Below are 16,057 nucleotides of genomic sequence, written 5' to 3'. Positions count from 1 at the left end.
CCTAGATTAATGGAGGGAAAAGGTACTTGAGTAAGCAGCCGAATGTCATCGTATTTTTCACCGATCAACAACGCTGGGATACGTCAGGATTGCATGGCAATCCGCTTGGCTTGATGCCGAACTTTGACCGAATGGCTCTCAAGGGAGCCCATTTGACTCATTCTTTCACTTGTCAGCCGGTGTGTGGGCCGGCGCGATCCTGCTTGCAGACAGGCAAGTATGCAACAACGACTGGATGTTTTAAGAACGGCATTCCTTTGCCGGAAGGCTCCAAAACATTGGCTCATTACTTCAACGAAGCCGGGTATCATACCGGTTACATCGGGAAATGGCATTTGGCTCATCAAGAGCCGGTTCCGGTTGAGAAAAGAGGCGGATATCAGGAATGGCTGGCTGCCGACGTGCTGGAATTTTGCTCGGATGCCTATGACACAACGCTTTATGACAATAACGGCAATGCGGTCAAGCTTCCCGGCTATCGGGTGGATGCGTTGACTGATGCTGCGATTCGCTACGTTGATTGCCATAAGGAAGATCCATTTTTCCTTTTTGTCTCCTACCTGGAGCCTCATCACCAGAATCATCGGGACGATTATCCGGCTCCGGACGGATATGCCGAGCGGTATGCCAGCACCTGGCTGCCGCCCGACCTGGCCGCTCTAGGAGGAACAACGCATCAACATATTGGCGGGTATTACGGCATGGTGAAGCGGCTTGATGAAGCGCTGGGCCGGATTCTTGATGCACTCAAGTCGCTTCAACTCGACGAGAATACCATCGTACTGTTCACTTCTGATCACGGAAATCATTTCAAAACACGCAATGGCGAATACAAACGATCCGTACATGATGCTTCTATCCGTGTGCCAACAGCGTTTACCGGACCGGGCTTTTTTGGCGGACGCCAAGTCCAGGAGCTGGTTAGCTTGATTGATTTGCCACCTACGTTGCTTGATGCCGCTGGCATCCCTGTTCCGGAAGATATGCAGGGCCGTTCGATTCTGCCTTTGGTACAGGGTAAAGCGGAGGATTGGCCAGAGGATGTTTTTGTGCAGATTAGCGAGTCGGAGGTTGCGCGTGCCGTGCGGACAAAAAGGTGGAAGTATGGGGTGGGCGCTCCAGGCAAAGATCCGTTCGCATATTCCGGCTCCGATCATTATGTAGAAACGTACTTATACGATCTTTATGCTGATCCTTATGAGCTGACGAATCTGGCGGGAGCAGCTTCGCATCGCCAGGTTGCCGATGTGATGAAAGCTCGGCTGCTGAACCGTATGGTGGAGGCGGGAGAGACTCCTTTGCCTGCGATTGAGCTGGCCGCTGACTATGCGTCAGGACAACGCAGAGTACAACCTGATGAAGCTAGAAGCTGATTGCATTGCTTCGAGGGGCAGGCCCTAAGTCATCTTTGGATGATTTAGGGCCTGCCCTTTGGTTATTTAGGCCGCCAGTAGAAAATAGGCGGAAGACGGATGGCTGTGCATCGTTTTCGATTCTGAGGGGTTCTGAGTTTTCGCTTATATATGAATGGTCAAGCTACGCGCTCTGAGTTTCGCTTGTCCATTCATTTGAATTCCTCCCTCGTGTAGCGTAACGGAACTGAGAAGCCTTATTTCAACAAAATGGAGGGTTTTCGAGGCGTAACGAAACTGAGAGACGCTAATTGAGGGTACTTCTTGGGAAAATCATCATTTTGACTCAAATAACACTTCTCAGTTCCGTTACATAATTTGGAGCCTGTTTTGAGGGGAAATAAGCTCTCTCAGTTACGTAAGGATGTGCGTCGACAAGTAGAGGCGCTTCCAGTTTCCCTGGTGTTAAAGCGCAGCGATAGGAACTTTCATAAAGGGGCAGTCCCTAAGTCATTTTATGATTGACTATGGGGAGGGCCCCTTGTTAGTACAACTCATTTCGAGCGCGTCTTACCACTCATTGGGCCTATTCTTTAGCTTAATTGAAGGTTGTTTTAAGCTTCTCTAAAGATTGAGGCTCTATACTTAAGACATTGGAAGGCGAGGACAAGCACTTTCACAGATGCGCAGAGCGCTAGGAAAACCAAAACCGGATGGAATATAAATGTTAAATAAATGGAATCCATGAAAGAGGTAGATTATTATGAAAAATAATTACTCCGCAAAGATGGCTGGGCTAGTGTTGTTGTCGGCTATTGTGGCCGCAGGCAATTATAAAAATAGCACATCGACTAATGATGTGGACGCAAATGCAGCAGCCAAGGATGCTGTAGATAAAAGATCCGCTGCGGTATCGCAGCTTAAAACGTGAACCTTTGTATAGGTCATGGGTATAAATCCCCTTCTAATGTATATATTGATGTATATACTTATGTATATACATGTTGGGAAGGGAATGATATACTTGACTCATAAAAGCAGTGAGGAGCTGATCCATTTGACTATTCCAGCTGAACCTATTGCTAAAGGTACGATTCGTACTTGGGGGAATAGCCTGGCGCTTCGGATTCCTGTAGAAGTGAGTAAAGTAGCGAAGCTGAACGAAGGTACAGAAATTGGCTTTCATGTTGCCGATAATGGGGAATTGGTTTTGCGGCCTGCATTTCCGGCTAGTAACGACCAACAATCATTACGCGAACTCTTCCTTTCCTTGCGGGGATCATCTAAATCGGATGTTCGAAGTCATGGAGATGTTGAAGAGCCCATGGGGGATGAAATTATTTAATGTCGATCATAGGAAACGTTGAACGTGGAAGCATAGTCTGGATGCAATTCAGGCCGAACGCTGGCAATGAACAGGCCGGATACCGTCCAGGACTTATTTTATCGGATGGGCTGATTGATCCGTCTTATTCCAATTTTGCTGTCGTTGTACCTGTTACGAATCAGGCTAAAGGTTATGCCTTCGAGGTGGAAGTGCCTGCCGGGATCAAAGTTGATTCAAGTCTAGCCGCCGGATACGAACAGCTTTCAGGAGTGGTTTTGACAGATCAGCTCAAGTCGCTTGATTTAGCCGCTCTTAATGCTGTCGTTGTAGGCAAGGTGGATACGGAATCCTTCTTTTTCAAAACGGTTCTCACTTATGCGCGTTCGATCTTGGCATGACTACTTCTAAGTTCAACTTATTTAAATATAATCTCCAAAGGACATGACGATCCGAGCGCCCGGATGCCATGGCCTTTTTTGTGTTTGCAGCTATCGCCGTGAACTTAATGATCATAATGAGCCTAATGCGATTAATGCAACGAATGCTCACAATCTAGGCGAGCGGCAGTTGGGCATGATACATTCCAAATATGAAAACGCTATCAATTTTGATCGATATGTGAACTCAGATATCAAAAGGGGGAAACAGAATGAACACTAGACATCGTAAATGGAGCTCTTTCGCGCTTGCCGCTCTGTCCGCAGTAGTCTTGACGGCATGCAGCTCGGGTGGCGGAAGCGGGAGCTCGGATAATTATCCTTCGAAGCCGATTGTGGTCGTTGCACCGTCCGGCGCAGGCGGCGGCTGGGACAAAACGGCACGTTCTTTGACCAAGGTGCTTGGCGAGTCCAAGCTGGTCGAGAAAACGATGACCGTAGAGAACAAACCAGGTGGCGGCGGTGCAGTGTTCATGGCGGAGTACGCCACGCAGGATACGAAGAACCCTTATCGGCTGTTCGTCAGTTCACCTCCAATTTTGATTAACAACTTGAAAAAAGAGGGCAACACCCCTTACGGCTACAAGGATACGACACCGCTAGCCCAACTGACGAAGGACTTTGGAGCGATCGTAGTCTCGGTAGATTCCAAATACTCCGATATTCAGTCGTTGATGGCTGATTTGAAAGCAGATCCAACAAAGATTACCTTTGCCGGCGGCTCGGCTCCGGGCTCGATGGATCATCTGATTTCCGTTCTGCCAGCTTTCAAAGCGGGGATCGATCCAAAGTCGGTCAAATACGTTTCCTATGATGGCGGCGGTGAAGCGATCGCTGCGCTGCTCGGTGGCAATGCGGATGTAATCGGCACCGACATCTCCAGTGCTTCCGAGTATCTGAAGGCTGGCAAAGTCAAAGTACTCGGTATTACCGCTTCTGAGCGGCTTGGCGGTGACTTCAAGGATATACCTACGATTAAGGAATCGGGTATCGATGCGGAGTTCACAATCTGGCGTGGTGTGTTTGGTCCGAAGGAAATGAAGGATAACGAGAAGGCCTACTGGGCTGAAAAACTGAAAGCTCTGAATGAATCCGAGGCTTGGAAAAAAGAGCTCGCTGCAAATTCCTGGGAGCCCGAATTCAAAGGATCTGAGGACTTCTCCAAATTCCTCGGTGAGCAAGAAGTGCTGATCAAAGAAATGCTGACTGCGCTCGGCATGGCGAAATAAATATAAATCCGGTTCTACCGACACGAGGTGAGGCATGATGAACAAGACATTCGACCGATACGCTAGCGTAGCGTTCCTGCTAATTGGCGCCGCCTTCGTGTGGGAAAGCCGCAAAATTGGGGAGAGCTCCTACGGGAGCAATGTCGGTCCCGACATCTTCCCGCTGGGGCTTGGCCTTCTTCTGATTGTGCTCGCCTTGCGTCTCTTTTATGAGGTGATGCGCACTAAATCGGACAACGGCCCTTCCACGAAGGTGAAACTCGACTACAAGCGTTTTCTCATCATTGTATCTGCAGCTGTCCTGTATGCTTACTTTCTGGAAGACATCGGCTATGTGTTCGGAACGTTTGTTTTTCTCCTGATTGGCTTCCAGGTTATTGAACGGGGCAAGTGGCTGACGTCAGTGATCGTTGCATCCTTGTTTTCCATAGGCGTTTACTATTTGTTCGTCAAAGTTCTGGAAGGCAGCCTCCCCGGCTTCCCTGTCTGGATGAATATCGGCTAAAAGAGGATGTTCAAAAAGCCGCCATTGATCACGAAGTAAAGCAGGAAGCGAACTCGACATCGAATCTTGTGTTCACCTTCGAAGTCCGGTGCTCATGTAGGTTTGCCTACACTCCGCTCCTCCTTCTTCTGGTTCACACAACCTTCTCGGTGCTGAATGGCGACCTTTTGAACTCGCACTAAAAGGAGGCTGTCTCCATGGACGTATTGCAATTCCTTGCCGACGGCTTCGTTTCGGCTCTGCAATGGAAAAATCTACTTTTCGCTTTTGTCGGCGTGCTTATCGGCACCGCGGTTGGAGTGTTGCCTGGCATCGGCCCGATGAGCGGCGTGGCGCTGCTTATCCCGGTTACGGCTACGCTTACGAGCGGGCAGGATCCAGATTCGGCGGCCACGAGCGCAATTATTTTGCTGGCTGGTGTTTATTACGGTGCGATGTACGGAGGATCGACAACCTCGATCCTGCTTAATACGCCAGGTGAATCCTCCTCCGTTGTAACGACGCTGGATGGCTACCAAATGGCGCGCCAAGGCAGGGCAGGTTCAGCGTTGTCGATTGCTGCAATTGGCTCGTTTATAGCTGGCATTGTCTCGCTGATCGGACTTGTACTGCTGGCGCAGCCGCTGTCTGAAATCGCGATTCGCTTCGGGCCTGCTGAATATTTTTCGCTCATGCTGCTTGGGTTGGCCGCAGTCAGCGGTCTCGCCAGCAAGTCGATGACTAAGGCGCTTATCATGACCGTGGTAGGGCTGTTGATTGCGACGATTGGGATGGATAATGTGTCTGGTGTTGCTCGCTTTACCTATGATATTCCCGTATTGTACACGGGACTTGAATTCCTGACCGTTGCCGTCGGCTTGTTCGCACTCGGTGAAGTGTTCAAGACGATTCTCCACCGGGATTATATGAACGGAGAGGTGGTCAAGGTTGGCCGCGTTCGGCCGACCCGCCAAGATTTGAAGGATAGTGCGGGCCCAATCGCCCGCGGCTCGCTGCTCGGCTTTTTCATCGGTGTGTTGCCGGGCGCTGGCGCAACACTTGCTTCCTTTTTCAGCTATATCATGGAGAAAAAGCTAAGTCGCCACCCTGAAAAGTTCGGCAAAGGCGCCATCGAGGGAGTAGCGGCTCCTGAATCGGCCAACAACGCCTCCTCCGGCGGTGCGATGATCCCGCTGCTGACGCTCGGCATTCCTGGCTCCGGTACGACGGCGATCTTGATGGGCGCGCTCATCATGTACAATGTTCAGCCAGGTCCGCTTCTGTTCGAGGATAACCCGGAAATCGCTTGGGGTCTTATCGCAAGTATGTTCATCGGCAACCTGATGCTGCTTATTCTGAATATGCCACTCGTCAAAGTATTCGCCAAAATCATTGAGACGCCGCCCAAGTACCTGCTGCCGATTATTGTGGCCATTTCGGTCTTCGGCGTGTACGCCGTGCAGTATACCACATTCGATTTGCTGCTGCTGATCGGATGCGGCATCGCGGGATACTTCCTGGTGCAAAATGATTATCCGCTGGCACCGCTCGTACTTGGCCTCGTGCTCGGGCCGATGATCGAAAACAATATGCGTCGGGCACTGACCGGGTCTAACGGTGATTTCAGCATTTTCCTGACGAAGCCGATCTCGCTCGCCTTTCTGCTCATCGCCGTGCTGTGGCTCATCGTGCCGCTGCTGCTCAAGCTTCGCGGCAAAAAAGTGCTGATTAGCGAAGAAGGCTAGAGCGGTAAGGAGTGCTGGTAGCGAAGAAGGTTATAGCAGCAAGGAGCGTTGATCAGCGAAGAAGGTTTGAGGCGAAGGAGGGGAGCGGCCTGCGCTCTCCTATTTTTTTATCCTAGCGGGAAGAATAAACGCATGTGGAAGGAGTCAGCATCTATGGCATCCAGCTCAACAATTATCATCCGCCTGGAAATCCGCAAGTCCGCCATCACCTTCGGTGAAATCGCAATGGCGATTGGCAGTCGCGGCGGCGATATTATCGCGACCGATGTCATCCGCACCTCGCAGGAAACGGCAATCCGGGATATTACGGTTCATGTGCCGGACGATAACAACATGGCGCTGATCGAGCATCTCTCTTCCTTGGATGGGCTCAAGGTCGTGAACGTTTCGGATCGAACCTTTCTTGTGCATCTTGGCGGCAAAATCGAGGTCACACCCAAGATGCCGGTCAAAAATCGCGAAGAACTGTCCCATGTGTACACTCCAGGAGTCGCGAAAGTATGCAGAGCGATCCATCAGGACGAGAGCAAAGCATTCTCGCTTACGATCAAGCGTAATACGGTGGCGATTGTAAGCGATGGTACAGCAGTGCTTGGGTTAGGTGATATCGGACCTTACGGCGCTATGCCGGTCATGGAAGGTAAAGCGATGTTATTCAAGCAGCTGGCAGGTGTAGACGGCTTCCCAATTTGTCTCGATACCCGGGATACGGAAGACATCATTCGTACGATTAAAAATATCGCGCCCGCCTTCGGCGGTATCAATTTGGAAGACATTAGCTCGCCGCGCTGTTTTGAAATTGAGGAGCGGCTGAAGGAAGAGCTCGATATTCCGGTGTTTCATGACGATCAGCACGGGACGGCAGTTGTTATGCTAGCAGGCCTGCTCAATGCGCTGAAAATTGTGGATAAAGGGCTGGAGGACATCAAAGTTGTCGTTGTTGGCATCGGCGCTGCTGGCGTCGCTTGCTCAAAGATGATGCTGTCCGCAGGCGTGCGCAATGTTATCGCTGTGGATCGGCAAGGCGCCATCGTAGCGGGTGAAACCTACAGCAATCCGATGTGGAGCTGGCTGGCGGATAACAGCAATCCTGGGCAAGAGCGCGGCAAGCTGGACGAAGTCATCGTGGACGCAGATGTTTTCGTCGGGGTTTCCGGTCCTGGCGTGCTGACTACGGATCATTTGCGGCGCATGGCTCGTGATCCCATCGTTTTTGCCATGGCTAATCCCGAACCGGAAATCGACCCGGAGCTTGCGGAGCCGCTAGTACGGGTGATGGCGACCGGACGCAGCGACTATCCGAATCAGATCAATAATGTGCTGTGTTTCCCAGGTATTTTTCGCGGGGCGCTGGAATGCCGGGCTCGTTCCATCAACGAGCGGATGAAGCTCGCGGCGGCGGAAGCGATCGCTGCCGCTGTGAGTGAGGATGAGCTTAGCGAGCAGTATATTATTCCGAGTGTGTTCAACGAGGAGGTTGTCATCCGAGTGCGGGCGGCTGTCATCCGCGCGGCTATCGAGACGGGTGTGGCCCGGCGCATTCCTCGCGATTTCCGATAAAGGGAAGTCATGTCCATCTTGCTGCTTATCCTGCTGCAGGTAATTTTCCCGGTGTTCGCGTTGCTTGGTACCGGTGCAGCCCTGCATCTCAAATACCGCTTCGACATCCGCACGCTGTCGCGGCTGACGAGCTCGGTTTTCCTTCCAGCGCTGGCTTTCGTGAATATTTATGAAAGCCGCTTTGAGGCACAGCTTATCGGAGAGGTCGTTCTGTTTCTGCTGTTGCAGAATGCTGGCATGATCCTCATCGCAGCGATAGCTTCCCGGGCCTTCCGATTGGAGCGCCGCACATCATCCACGTTCAAAAACAGCGTTGTGCTGAACAACTCCGGTAACTTTGGCTTACCGGTTAGTCAGCTCGTTTTTGCCGCTCAGCCGGTCGGTATGTCAATCCAAGTAATCGTAACACTGTTCCAAAATCTCGTGACATACACGTACGGCCTGGCTACCGCCATGTCCGTCGAAACGAGAGGATGGGGGGCGCTGCGCCAGCTCGCGACCAATCCGATCATTGCCGCGCTGGCGCTCGGAATCGCTTTTCGCGCCAGCGGGCTGGAGCTGCCGCCATTCTTGTGGCGGCCAATCGACAACGTCGCCAGCGCGTTCCTGGCGGTTGCGCTGTTCACGCTCGGCGCTCAGGTCGCTTCGCTGAAGCTGCGCCGCCCTTCATTGCCGCTCACGCTGACGGTGATTGGCCGGCTGCTCGTGTCCCCGGCGCTTGCGTTGCTGGTCATCCTGGTACTCGATTTGCAAGGTGTGACCGCTCAGGCGCTGCTAATCGCAGGCTCCTACCCATGCTCGCGCAACATGGCGCAGTTCGCACTGGAATACGGCAATGATCCCGATTATGCCGCCGAAGCGGTGCTGCTGACGACGCTGCTCAGCGCGATTACAGTTGCGGTTGCTGTTTATGTGGCTAGACAGATATTTTAATGCGGTTTCGTGCGATTAGAGTTGTAGTTGCGGTGTATGTGGGTGGAACGGTTTTTAATGCTGCTTAGTGCGATTACAGTTGCGAGGAGGAGTTCAGACCGCCTAAGGCTATGAGGATTCATTAGAATTTTGCAGCAGTAACCCGTTTAGTTCTAAGTAAATGAAAGAGGTGTCAAAACAGACTGTTGGCTCCGCGCTCAGAGAAAATATTCCCATTAGAAACTCGATGGAGATACTATATATAATTACTTCCGTTGAGAATCTAATTGTTATCTGAAATTGAGCCATAGGAGTTATAAATAAAATCATGAAAAAAAGCATGTCCTTCATCATCTGTATTTGTTTGTTGTTAGCCCTGACCGCTTGCGGAAACAAGATCACGGCAAAGGAAGTTGGAGATCTGTTGAAGAGCGAGGGGTTAGAGGTTTTTTATGGGGATCAAATGAATGAAGAATATTATGACTACACATTGAATGAAAAGGTGAAATTTTTGCTTTTTTTTGAAAAAGATGCGGAAGGTGCAAAGAAAACGCAGGAGCAATATAAGGATTCAAAATATAACACCTTCATCGTAAACAATAACAATGTGATTCTCTATTACTACCAGAACAAGAATGTTAAAGCAGATCCAAATCTGGAAGCAAAAATAGCGAATTTTATCGTGAAGTTTGATGCCACAGTAAAGGATAAATAGTCTCTATGTTGAAACACATCCTCCAGAAAACCGGGGGATGTGTTTTTGTATAACCCCCTGAACTGGGAAATGCTCCAGAACAGCAACAACGCCCTTCCAGCCTCCTGAGGGGAGGCGACAGGGCGGAGAAGAGGGAACTTGGCTTGCCTGTTAGCATTTCAGACTACCGGAGCCGAGCCTTAAGTTACATCCCCGAGCGGGCTGTAAGTTAAGGAAGCACATTACCAGCTGCCGTGAAAATGCTGTACCATTCCTCGCGGGTGAGGCGGATGTCAGTCGCTTTGATGCAGTCTTGAAGCCGTTGCACGTTCGTCGTGCCAGTTACCGGCTGCATGTTCGCTGGATGGCGGAGCAGCCAAGCCATCGCAATTGTTGTGCTGCTGACGTCGTAGCGGGCGGCGAGCTCGTCGATGGCGGCATTGAGCTCGGGGAACTTTTCGCTGCCGAGGAATACACCTTCAAAGAAGCCGTATTGGAACGGCGACCACGGTTGAATAGTGATGTCATGCAGGCGACAGAAGTCCAGCACGCTGCCGTCGCGGTTCACGGCGGAATCATTGTGCATATTGACGTTGAAGCCTTGGGAAATCATATTGCTGTTCGTAATGCTGAGCTGCAGCTGATTCGCAACAAGCGGCTGTTTAACTGCTTTTTTGAGCAATTGAATCTGCATCGGGTTCTGGTTCGAAACACCGAAGTGGCGCACTTTGCCGGACTTCTCTAGCTGATCGAAGGCCTCTGCAACTTCCTCCGGCTCAACGAGTGTATCCGGGCGATGCAGCAGCAGTACGTCGAGATAATCGGTGCGCAGCCGTTGCAATATTTTATCCACCGAGTCCAAAATATGCTCCTTAGAGAAGTCGAAGCGGCCCGGACGGATGCCGCATTTGGACTGCAGGATGATTCCTTCCCGAACGGTTGGGTTCATCCCAATCGCATCAGCGAAAATTTCTTCGCACTCGCCTGCTCCATAAATATCCGCATGATCGAAGAAATTTGCTCCAAGCTCCATCGCCGACCGCACAAAGCGCTCCGCCTCCGGCTTGTCCAATCCATTGATACGCATACAGCCAACCGCAACGGCTGGTACTTCAAGGGCGCTGCTGCCCAGTTTGAACGTTCTCATTTGTGATTCCTCCAGGGATAAGAATGTGTGCCGTGCCGCGCGGGCACGGATAGATGATGAAGGTCTAAACCTGATTCTGAGAAACGAGCCGTCCTCATGGACGGCTACATATGCGCAGGAACTACGAGAACTAGGCCATTCAATTTAATAGGACAAGCAATATGCCGTTGCCCTTGTTCCCTACAATGATTGCGTCTTCATTGTGGCATATCTCCCCGGACTGCTTCAAGCTGCGAATTATAGGAAGTAGGTGCTGCAAAGTTAGGTGAAAGGTATTACTCCGGTACAATCACCTGTACATGACCCGGCAGGATGCGGAGGTGGATCGGCAGATTCGGCCCTTCCTCTCCGTCGACATTCGTGCGAACTGTCTCCGATGAGCGGATGCTGATCTCCTTGGCTGTAAAATAGATAACATCTTTATGGTCTTTCAGGCTGCCGAACCAAAGCGACAAGCCGGCGGTCAGCGTGCTGAAAACGCCCAAATCCTTAAAAATAAAGCCATGAATCAGCCCGTCGTCCACCGAGGCGTCCGGTGCGAGATTTTCAAAGCCGCCGACCGAATTGGTCAGAGCTGCCACGAACAAAGGGGAGTCACCCTCCCATGTCTGGCCGTCATAACTGATCTCCATAGGATAGGAGCGCCTGCCGATGAGCTCTTTGAGTCCTTCTTTAAGATAAGCGAATGCCCCGAGGCGCGACTTTTCCTCTGATGTGACCGCTGCCACCGCTTCTGCGATGGACCCGGCAGCTACGACATTGGAGAAAAGCCAATCGTTCATCCGCCCCATATCGACTTTTGCTACGCGGGAGGAAGCGAGTGTGCGGATGGCTTTTTCCGGCTCCAGTGGAATGCCCAGCGCACGGGCAAAATCATTAACCGTCCCGAGCGGCACAACGCCGAGTTTTGGTCGGTGAGCCTGACTCATCAGCCCATTGATCGTTTCATGCAAGGTGCCGTCCCCGCCCATGGATACGACCAGCTCGTAACACTCCTCGCAGGCGGACTCGCAGAAGCGGGTCGCGTCGAGCTCGCCCGCCGTTTCACGGAGGTCGACTTCAAACCCTTTGGAGCGCAATACGCTCTCAATGTCACGTGCGTAATCCGCCGCCTTCTCCTTCCCTGAGGAAGGATTGAGGATGACCATCGCTTTTTTGTTATGGCAACGTGTTGCTGCTGAACTATCCCCTGCATTACCCGTCGTATCCGCCATGACCCATCCACTCCCGGTTCCGTATTGCCCATTTTTTGAATTGCGGGGCTATTACCCGTATTACCACTATGAAGGTTGAAGTTAAACATTCTTTAGATTGGTTTTTTTATTGACAGCTCGAAGCTGGGCCGATATAGTGGAATTTGTTGACACTGATAATCATTATCAAATTATTTATACATAAAAGGGGATTATACAGATGAAAAAATGGCTTACTCCGCTTGTGCTTTCGCTGACTCTCGTGCTCAGCGCCTGCGGCAGCAAAGGCGATAGTTCGACTAACAATGCCAGCAATAATGGCAGTCAGCCGACAGCAAGCGTAGCACCTTCGGCATCACCCGCAGCATCTGGAACATTTACCTATGAATCCGAGACGGGTAAGGTTGAAGTGCCTCTGAATCCTCAGCGCATTGTCGCTCTGACAAACGCTCCGAATGTCCTTTCACTCGGCCTCCCGCTTGTTGGTGTCGACCAATGGTCGAACAAAAGCTCGATGTTCACCGAGAAACTGAGCGGCGTAGCTGAGGTGACGGATGAAAATCTGGAGAAAATCATTGAACTTGACCCAGATCTGATCATTGCTGGTACAAATATGAAAAATCTCGACAAAATGAGAGAGATCGCTCCAACCGTAGTTTACACCTGGGGTAAGCTGGACTATATTGAGCAACAATTGGCTATCGGCAAGCTGCTTAATAAGGAGAAGGAAGCCCAAACATGGGCGGATGACTTCAAAAAGCGCGCCGAAGAAGCGGGTAAACAGGTTAAGGCAAAAATTGGCGAAAACGCGACCGTTTCTGTCATTGAATTTGATGCCAAGAGCTTCTACGTTTTCGGCAACAATTGGGCGCGTGGCACCGAAGTGCTGTATCAGGCGATGGGCCTGGGGATGACGGAGAATGCGAAGAAGGATGCACTCGGTCCAGGTATGTTCACGATCTCCAGTGAATCGCTGCCGGAATACGCAGGAGACTATATCGTGCTGAGCCGGCCAAAAGGGCTGGATAATCCAGTATTCCAAACCGAGACGTGGAAGGGAATCCCTGCGGTGAAGAGCGGCCGAGTGATTACCATCGATCCAGCATCTTATAGCTACAGCGATCCGATTACTCTGGATCATATGCTTAAACTGTACACGGACGAGTTCTTGGCTCTGCCGTAAGCGACGCGAACATAAATATAACGGTGAAAGCTCAGGCGCTGCTGTTCATTGATCCATTTTCAGCCAAGGGTGTCCCAAAAGCAGAAGTTATCTCTGCATGCGGGGCGCCCTTGATTGCGTTATAGGTTGCACGACCATTAAACCGCCTGTTATGCCAAATAGGGGATATAGGCGGGAGGATAGTATATTTCGTGTCGGCCTTGCGTTATGATAGGAAGGAACATTCGCGGATTGCAATAGACGAAGGAAGAATTAAGCTACCGTGAAAATAGATATTCAACCGATAGGAGACCCAATGAAATTTATTGATTTAAAATTGATGCCCGCTATTCTTAAAGCGCTTGATAAAGAGCAGTATACGGACCCGACGCCGATTCAGGCTCAGGCCATTCCGGCAGCGCTTGAAGGACGCGACGTCCTAGGCTGCGCCCAGACGGGAACCGGTAAAACGGCTGCATTTTCCATTCCGATCATCCAACGGCTCAGCAGCCAACCCGCTAAAGGCGGCAAACCTCAGGGCAAACGCCGCATTCGCTCCCTCATCCTCACCCCGACCCGCGAACTCGCGATCCAAATCGAGGACAACATCCGTGCCTATAGCCAATTCACCGATATTCGCTGTATCTCGATCGTTGGCGGTGTTTCGCAGCGAGGCCAGGAAATTCAGCTGGCGCGCGGCACCGACATCTTGATCGCTACACCGGGGCGTCTGATTGACCTCATTAACCAGAAGCATGTTGATCTGCAATATGTAGAGATTCTTGTGCTGGATGAGGCTGACCGCATGCTCGACATGGGCTTCATCAACGATGTTAAAAAGATCATGTCCCGCATCCCGGCCCAGAAACAGACGTTGTTCTTCTCTGCAACGATGCCTCCGGAGATCAACCGACTTGTGGAATCGCTGCTGCGCAATCCCGTCAAAGTGGAGATTACGCCGGTTTCGTCCACAGTGGATCGGATCGACCAGTCCGTCTACTACGTGGAAAAGGATAACAAGCCGAATTTGCTTATTCATCTTCTGCAGGACCCTGCGATGGAGTCGGTGCTGGTGTTCACCCGCACGAAGCATGGCGCAGACCGCGTTGTACGCGTTCTGAACAATGCTAAAGTCACCGCTCAAGCTATTCACGGCAACAAGTCGCAAAACGCTCGTCAGCTTGCGCTGAACAACTTCAAGAGCGGCGCGACGCGTGTACTCGTGGCGACGGACATCGCGGCTCGCGGCATCGATATCGACGAGCTGTCCCATGTCGTGCAGTTCAACCTGCCGAATATTCCGGAAACTTATGTCCATCGTATCGGCCGTACGGGCCGGGCGGGCAAGAGTGGAACGGCGATCTCTTTCTGCGAAGGGGAAGAAATTCCGTACCTCAAGGACATTGAGAAGGTTACAAAAAAGAAAGTGCCTGTCGTGAAGGAGCATCCGTTCCCGATGTCAGGAGCGGCTTCGGCTGCGGCGGAAGCCAAGGCAATGACTGGCGGCCCGCGGAAGCCGGGCTCGCAAGGCCGCCAAGGCAGCGGCGGCGCGAGGCCATCCGGCGGAAGGCCGTCTGGCTCTGGCCAGGCGCGCACAGCCGGTGAAGGCAGCGGCCGTCCGCGCTCTGCCGGCGGCTATGGCGGTGGCGCCGGACGTGGCGGCGCAGCGCAGCAGCGCCCGCAGGGCGGCGCTTCCGGCGGCGGCAATTGGCGCCGGGGCGACGGTGGCTCTGGCCGCGGCGCGGCGCAGAGCGCGCAAGCGACAGCGCAGCCGCGCAAGAGCTGGTAGGCGCAGGCGCGGGGTGGCGGCTTTTGCCGCGGCACGGCGCCGCGGCTAGCGCGGGCAGTGCGCTGGAGGTTCCGCGCCGAGCGGAGCCGAGGCGGCATGGCCGCGCAAGCGAGCTTGTAGCTGCTTAGCGGCTTGCCGCTAGAATTTGTTTTAATAACGAGCCCCATCCCTCTTAAAGGGATGGGGTTTGTTTGCGATTAGCCGCGCTTTATAGAGTAACCCCGGATGTTGCAGCCAAGAAGTAGCTGCACAACGCGCCCCCAAGTAGTCCAAGTTACTTGAACGCGCCGAAAAAGCTCCGACAGCCCGAAGCAAGTAGTCCAAGTTACTTGAACGCGCCGAAAAAGCTCCGGCAGCCCGAAGCAAGTAGTCCAAGTTACTTGAGCGCGCCAAAATGGCTCCGACAGCTCGAGGCAGGTAGTCGAAGTTACTTGAATGCGTCGAAAAAGCTCCGACAGCTCGAAGCAAGTAGTCGAAGTTACTTGAGCGCACCGAAACAGCTCCCGTAGCTCGCTTCAAGTAGTCAAAGTTACTTGATCGCGCCGAAATGGCTCCGGTAGCTCGCTTCAAGTAGTCAAAGTTACTTGATCACGCCGAAACAGCTCCCGTAGCTCGCCTCAAGTAGTCGAAGTTACTTGAGCGCGCTGAAATGGCTCCGACAGCTCGAAGCAAGTAGTCGAAGTTACTTGAGCGCACCGAAAAAGCTCCCGTAGCTCGCCTCAAGTAGTCCAAGTTACTTGAGAGCGCTGAAATGGCTCCGGTAGCTCGCCTCAAGTAGTCCAAGTTACTTGAGCGCGCCGAAATGGCTCCGGTAGCTCGCCTCAAGTAGTCCAAGTTACTTGAAAGCGTCAAAAATCCCCGTCAGCCCAAAGCAAGTAGTCCAAGTTACTTGAGCGCACCGAAAAAGCTCCCGTAGCTCGCTTCAAGTAGTCGAAGTTACTTGATCGCGCCGAAATGGCTCCGGTAGCTCGCTTCAAGTAGTCAAAGTTACTTGATCACGCCGAAACAGCTCCCGTAGCTCGCTTC

At 52.1% G+C, this 16,057-nt stretch carries 17 protein-coding genes; 12 read left to right on the top strand and 5 right to left on the bottom strand.

Annotated features, from left to right (window positions below):
• Positions 1-26 precede the first annotated feature (26 nt).
• The 10 genes from CGZ75_RS15660 to CGZ75_RS15620 all read left to right on the top strand — a co-directional run bounded on the left by CGZ75_RS15660 (position 27) and on the right by CGZ75_RS15620 (position 9,761).
• A complete protein-coding gene (locus CGZ75_RS15660; protein WP_089525207.1) occupies positions 27-1,373 on the top strand; it encodes a sulfatase family protein in 1,347 nt (448 codons plus the stop codon).
• A 742-nt stretch (positions 1,374-2,115) separates the two neighbouring features.
• Positions 2,116-2,283 carry a hypothetical protein gene (locus tag CGZ75_RS25380; protein ID WP_176444870.1) on the top strand — a complete coding sequence of 56 codons (168 nt, stop codon included), beginning with the start codon at positions 2,116-2,118 and terminating at the stop codon, positions 2,281-2,283.
• Positions 2,284-2,409: 126 nt separating this feature from the next.
• Entirely contained in the window at positions 2,410-2,697 is a 288-nt protein-coding gene (locus tag CGZ75_RS15655; RefSeq protein ID WP_176444869.1) for an AbrB/MazE/SpoVT family DNA-binding domain-containing protein, read from the top strand.
• Positions 2,697-3,077, top strand: coding sequence for a type II toxin-antitoxin system PemK/MazF family toxin (locus CGZ75_RS15650; protein WP_089525205.1), 381 nt, complete (start codon positions 2,697-2,699; stop codon positions 3,075-3,077). Before CGZ75_RS15655 ends, CGZ75_RS15650 begins: the two co-directional genes overlap by 1 nt.
• A gap of 251 nt (positions 3,078-3,328) precedes the next feature.
• Positions 3,329-4,345 carry a Bug family tripartite tricarboxylate transporter substrate binding protein gene (locus CGZ75_RS15645; protein ID WP_089525204.1) on the top strand — a complete coding sequence of 339 codons (1,017 nt, stop codon included), beginning with the start codon at positions 3,329-3,331 and terminating at the stop codon, positions 4,343-4,345.
• A gap of 37 nt (positions 4,346-4,382) precedes the next feature.
• A complete protein-coding gene (locus CGZ75_RS15640; RefSeq protein ID WP_089525203.1) occupies positions 4,383-4,850 on the top strand; it encodes a tripartite tricarboxylate transporter TctB family protein in 468 nt (155 codons plus the stop codon).
• A 197-nt stretch (positions 4,851-5,047) separates the two neighbouring features.
• Positions 5,048-6,574, top strand: coding sequence for a tripartite tricarboxylate transporter permease (locus CGZ75_RS15635; RefSeq protein ID WP_089525202.1), 1,527 nt, complete (start codon positions 5,048-5,050; stop codon positions 6,572-6,574).
• A gap of 153 nt (positions 6,575-6,727) precedes the next feature.
• Entirely contained in the window at positions 6,728-8,134 is a 1,407-nt protein-coding gene (locus CGZ75_RS15630; protein WP_089525201.1) for an NAD-dependent malic enzyme, read from the top strand.
• A 9-nt stretch (positions 8,135-8,143) separates the two neighbouring features.
• A complete protein-coding gene (locus CGZ75_RS15625) occupies positions 8,144-9,067 on the top strand; it encodes an AEC family transporter (protein ID WP_089525200.1) in 924 nt (307 codons plus the stop codon).
• Positions 9,068-9,374: 307 nt separating this feature from the next.
• Positions 9,375-9,761: a hypothetical protein gene (locus CGZ75_RS15620; RefSeq protein WP_089525199.1), complete on the top strand. Its 387-nt coding sequence runs from the start codon at positions 9,375-9,377 to the stop codon at positions 9,759-9,761.
• Positions 9,762-9,969: 208 nt separating this feature from the next.
• Here the strand turns inward: CGZ75_RS15620 and CGZ75_RS15615 are convergent, their stop codons facing one another.
• Together CGZ75_RS15615 and CGZ75_RS15610 are read right to left on the bottom strand one after the other, a co-directional pair.
• On the bottom strand, positions 9,970-10,887 hold the full coding sequence (locus tag CGZ75_RS15615) for an aldo/keto reductase (protein ID WP_089525198.1): 918 nt from the start codon (positions 10,885-10,887) through the stop codon (positions 9,970-9,972).
• Positions 10,888-11,162: 275 nt separating this feature from the next.
• Positions 11,163-12,101, bottom strand: a complete 939-nt coding sequence (locus CGZ75_RS15610; protein WP_089525197.1) for a diacylglycerol/lipid kinase family protein — start codon at positions 12,099-12,101, stop codon at positions 11,163-11,165.
• 199 nt (positions 12,102-12,300) lie between these two features.
• On the opposite strand from CGZ75_RS15610, the gene CGZ75_RS15605 reads away from it, so the two are divergent.
• Together CGZ75_RS15605 and CGZ75_RS15600 are read left to right on the top strand one after the other, a co-directional pair.
• Positions 12,301-13,263, top strand: coding sequence for an iron-hydroxamate ABC transporter substrate-binding protein (locus tag CGZ75_RS15605; RefSeq protein WP_089525196.1), 963 nt, complete (start codon positions 12,301-12,303; stop codon positions 13,261-13,263).
• Positions 13,264-13,558: 295 nt separating this feature from the next.
• The gene (locus CGZ75_RS15600; RefSeq protein ID WP_089525195.1) at positions 13,559-15,031 is read left to right on the top strand and encodes a DEAD/DEAH box helicase; all 1,473 of its coding nucleotides are present in this window, start codon (positions 13,559-13,561) and stop codon (positions 15,029-15,031) included.
• A 150-nt stretch (positions 15,032-15,181) separates the two neighbouring features.
• Here CGZ75_RS15600 and CGZ75_RS24645 read toward each other — a convergent pair whose 3' ends face one another.
• Genes CGZ75_RS24645 through CGZ75_RS26195 form a run of 3 tightly spaced genes read right to left on the bottom strand, consistent with a single transcriptional unit; the run spans position 15,182 to position 16,008 of the window.
• Positions 15,182-15,601 carry a hypothetical protein gene (locus CGZ75_RS24645; protein ID WP_141136785.1) on the bottom strand — a complete coding sequence of 140 codons (420 nt, stop codon included), beginning with the start codon at positions 15,599-15,601 and terminating at the stop codon, positions 15,182-15,184.
• Between the two features lie 18 nt (positions 15,602-15,619).
• Entirely contained in the window at positions 15,620-15,883 is a 264-nt protein-coding gene (locus tag CGZ75_RS24640; RefSeq protein ID WP_176444868.1) for a hypothetical protein, read from the bottom strand.
• Positions 15,880-16,008 (bottom strand): hypothetical protein, encoded by a 129-nt coding sequence (locus CGZ75_RS26195; protein ID WP_281255115.1) that lies wholly within the window; start codon positions 16,006-16,008, stop codon positions 15,880-15,882. The genes CGZ75_RS24640 and CGZ75_RS26195 overlap by 4 nt, the downstream gene beginning before the upstream one ends.
• Positions 16,009-16,057 lie beyond the last annotated feature (49 nt).

The organism is Paenibacillus herberti, assembly GCF_002233675.1.
In the GTDB taxonomy this organism is placed as follows: Bacteria; Bacillota; Bacilli; order Paenibacillales; family Paenibacillaceae; genus Paenibacillus_O; species Paenibacillus_O herberti.
The sequence above is the reverse complement of the archived record's forward strand: the minus strand, read 5'-3'. Positions and strand labels throughout refer to the sequence as shown.

What these genes read in the sequence shown, in the direction of transcription:
- CGZ75_RS15640 (WP_089525203.1), top strand. Translation starts at nt 4,383, where the DNA reads ATGAACAAGACATTCGACCGATACGCTAGCGTAGCGTTCCTGCTAATT.
- CGZ75_RS15630 (WP_089525201.1), top strand. Translation starts at nt 6,728, where the DNA reads ATGGCATCCAGCTCAACAATTATCATCCGCCTGGAAATCCGCAAGTCC.
- CGZ75_RS15625 (WP_089525200.1), top strand. Translation starts at nt 8,144, where the DNA reads ATGTCCATCTTGCTGCTTATCCTGCTGCAGGTAATTTTCCCGGTGTTC.
- CGZ75_RS15650 (WP_089525205.1), top strand. Translation starts at nt 2,697, where the DNA reads ATGTCGATCATAGGAAACGTTGAACGTGGAAGCATAGTCTGGATGCAA.
- CGZ75_RS15615 (WP_089525198.1), bottom strand. Translation starts at nt 10,887, where the DNA reads ATGAGAACGTTCAAACTGGGCAGCAGCGCCCTTGAAGTACCAGCCGTT.
- CGZ75_RS15605 (WP_089525196.1), top strand. Translation starts at nt 12,301, where the DNA reads ATGAAAAAATGGCTTACTCCGCTTGTGCTTTCGCTGACTCTCGTGCTC.
- CGZ75_RS15620 (WP_089525199.1), top strand. Translation starts at nt 9,375, where the DNA reads ATGAAAAAAAGCATGTCCTTCATCATCTGTATTTGTTTGTTGTTAGCC.
- CGZ75_RS25380 (WP_176444870.1), top strand. Translation starts at nt 2,116, where the DNA reads ATGAAAAATAATTACTCCGCAAAGATGGCTGGGCTAGTGTTGTTGTCG.
- CGZ75_RS15645 (WP_089525204.1), top strand. Translation starts at nt 3,329, where the DNA reads ATGAACACTAGACATCGTAAATGGAGCTCTTTCGCGCTTGCCGCTCTG.
- CGZ75_RS15610 (WP_089525197.1), bottom strand. Translation starts at nt 12,101, where the DNA reads ATGGCGGATACGACGGGTAATGCAGGGGATAGTTCAGCAGCAACACGT.
- CGZ75_RS15635 (WP_089525202.1), top strand. Translation starts at nt 5,048, where the DNA reads ATGGACGTATTGCAATTCCTTGCCGACGGCTTCGTTTCGGCTCTGCAA.
- CGZ75_RS15600 (WP_089525195.1), top strand. Translation starts at nt 13,559, where the DNA reads ATGAAATTTATTGATTTAAAATTGATGCCCGCTATTCTTAAAGCGCTT.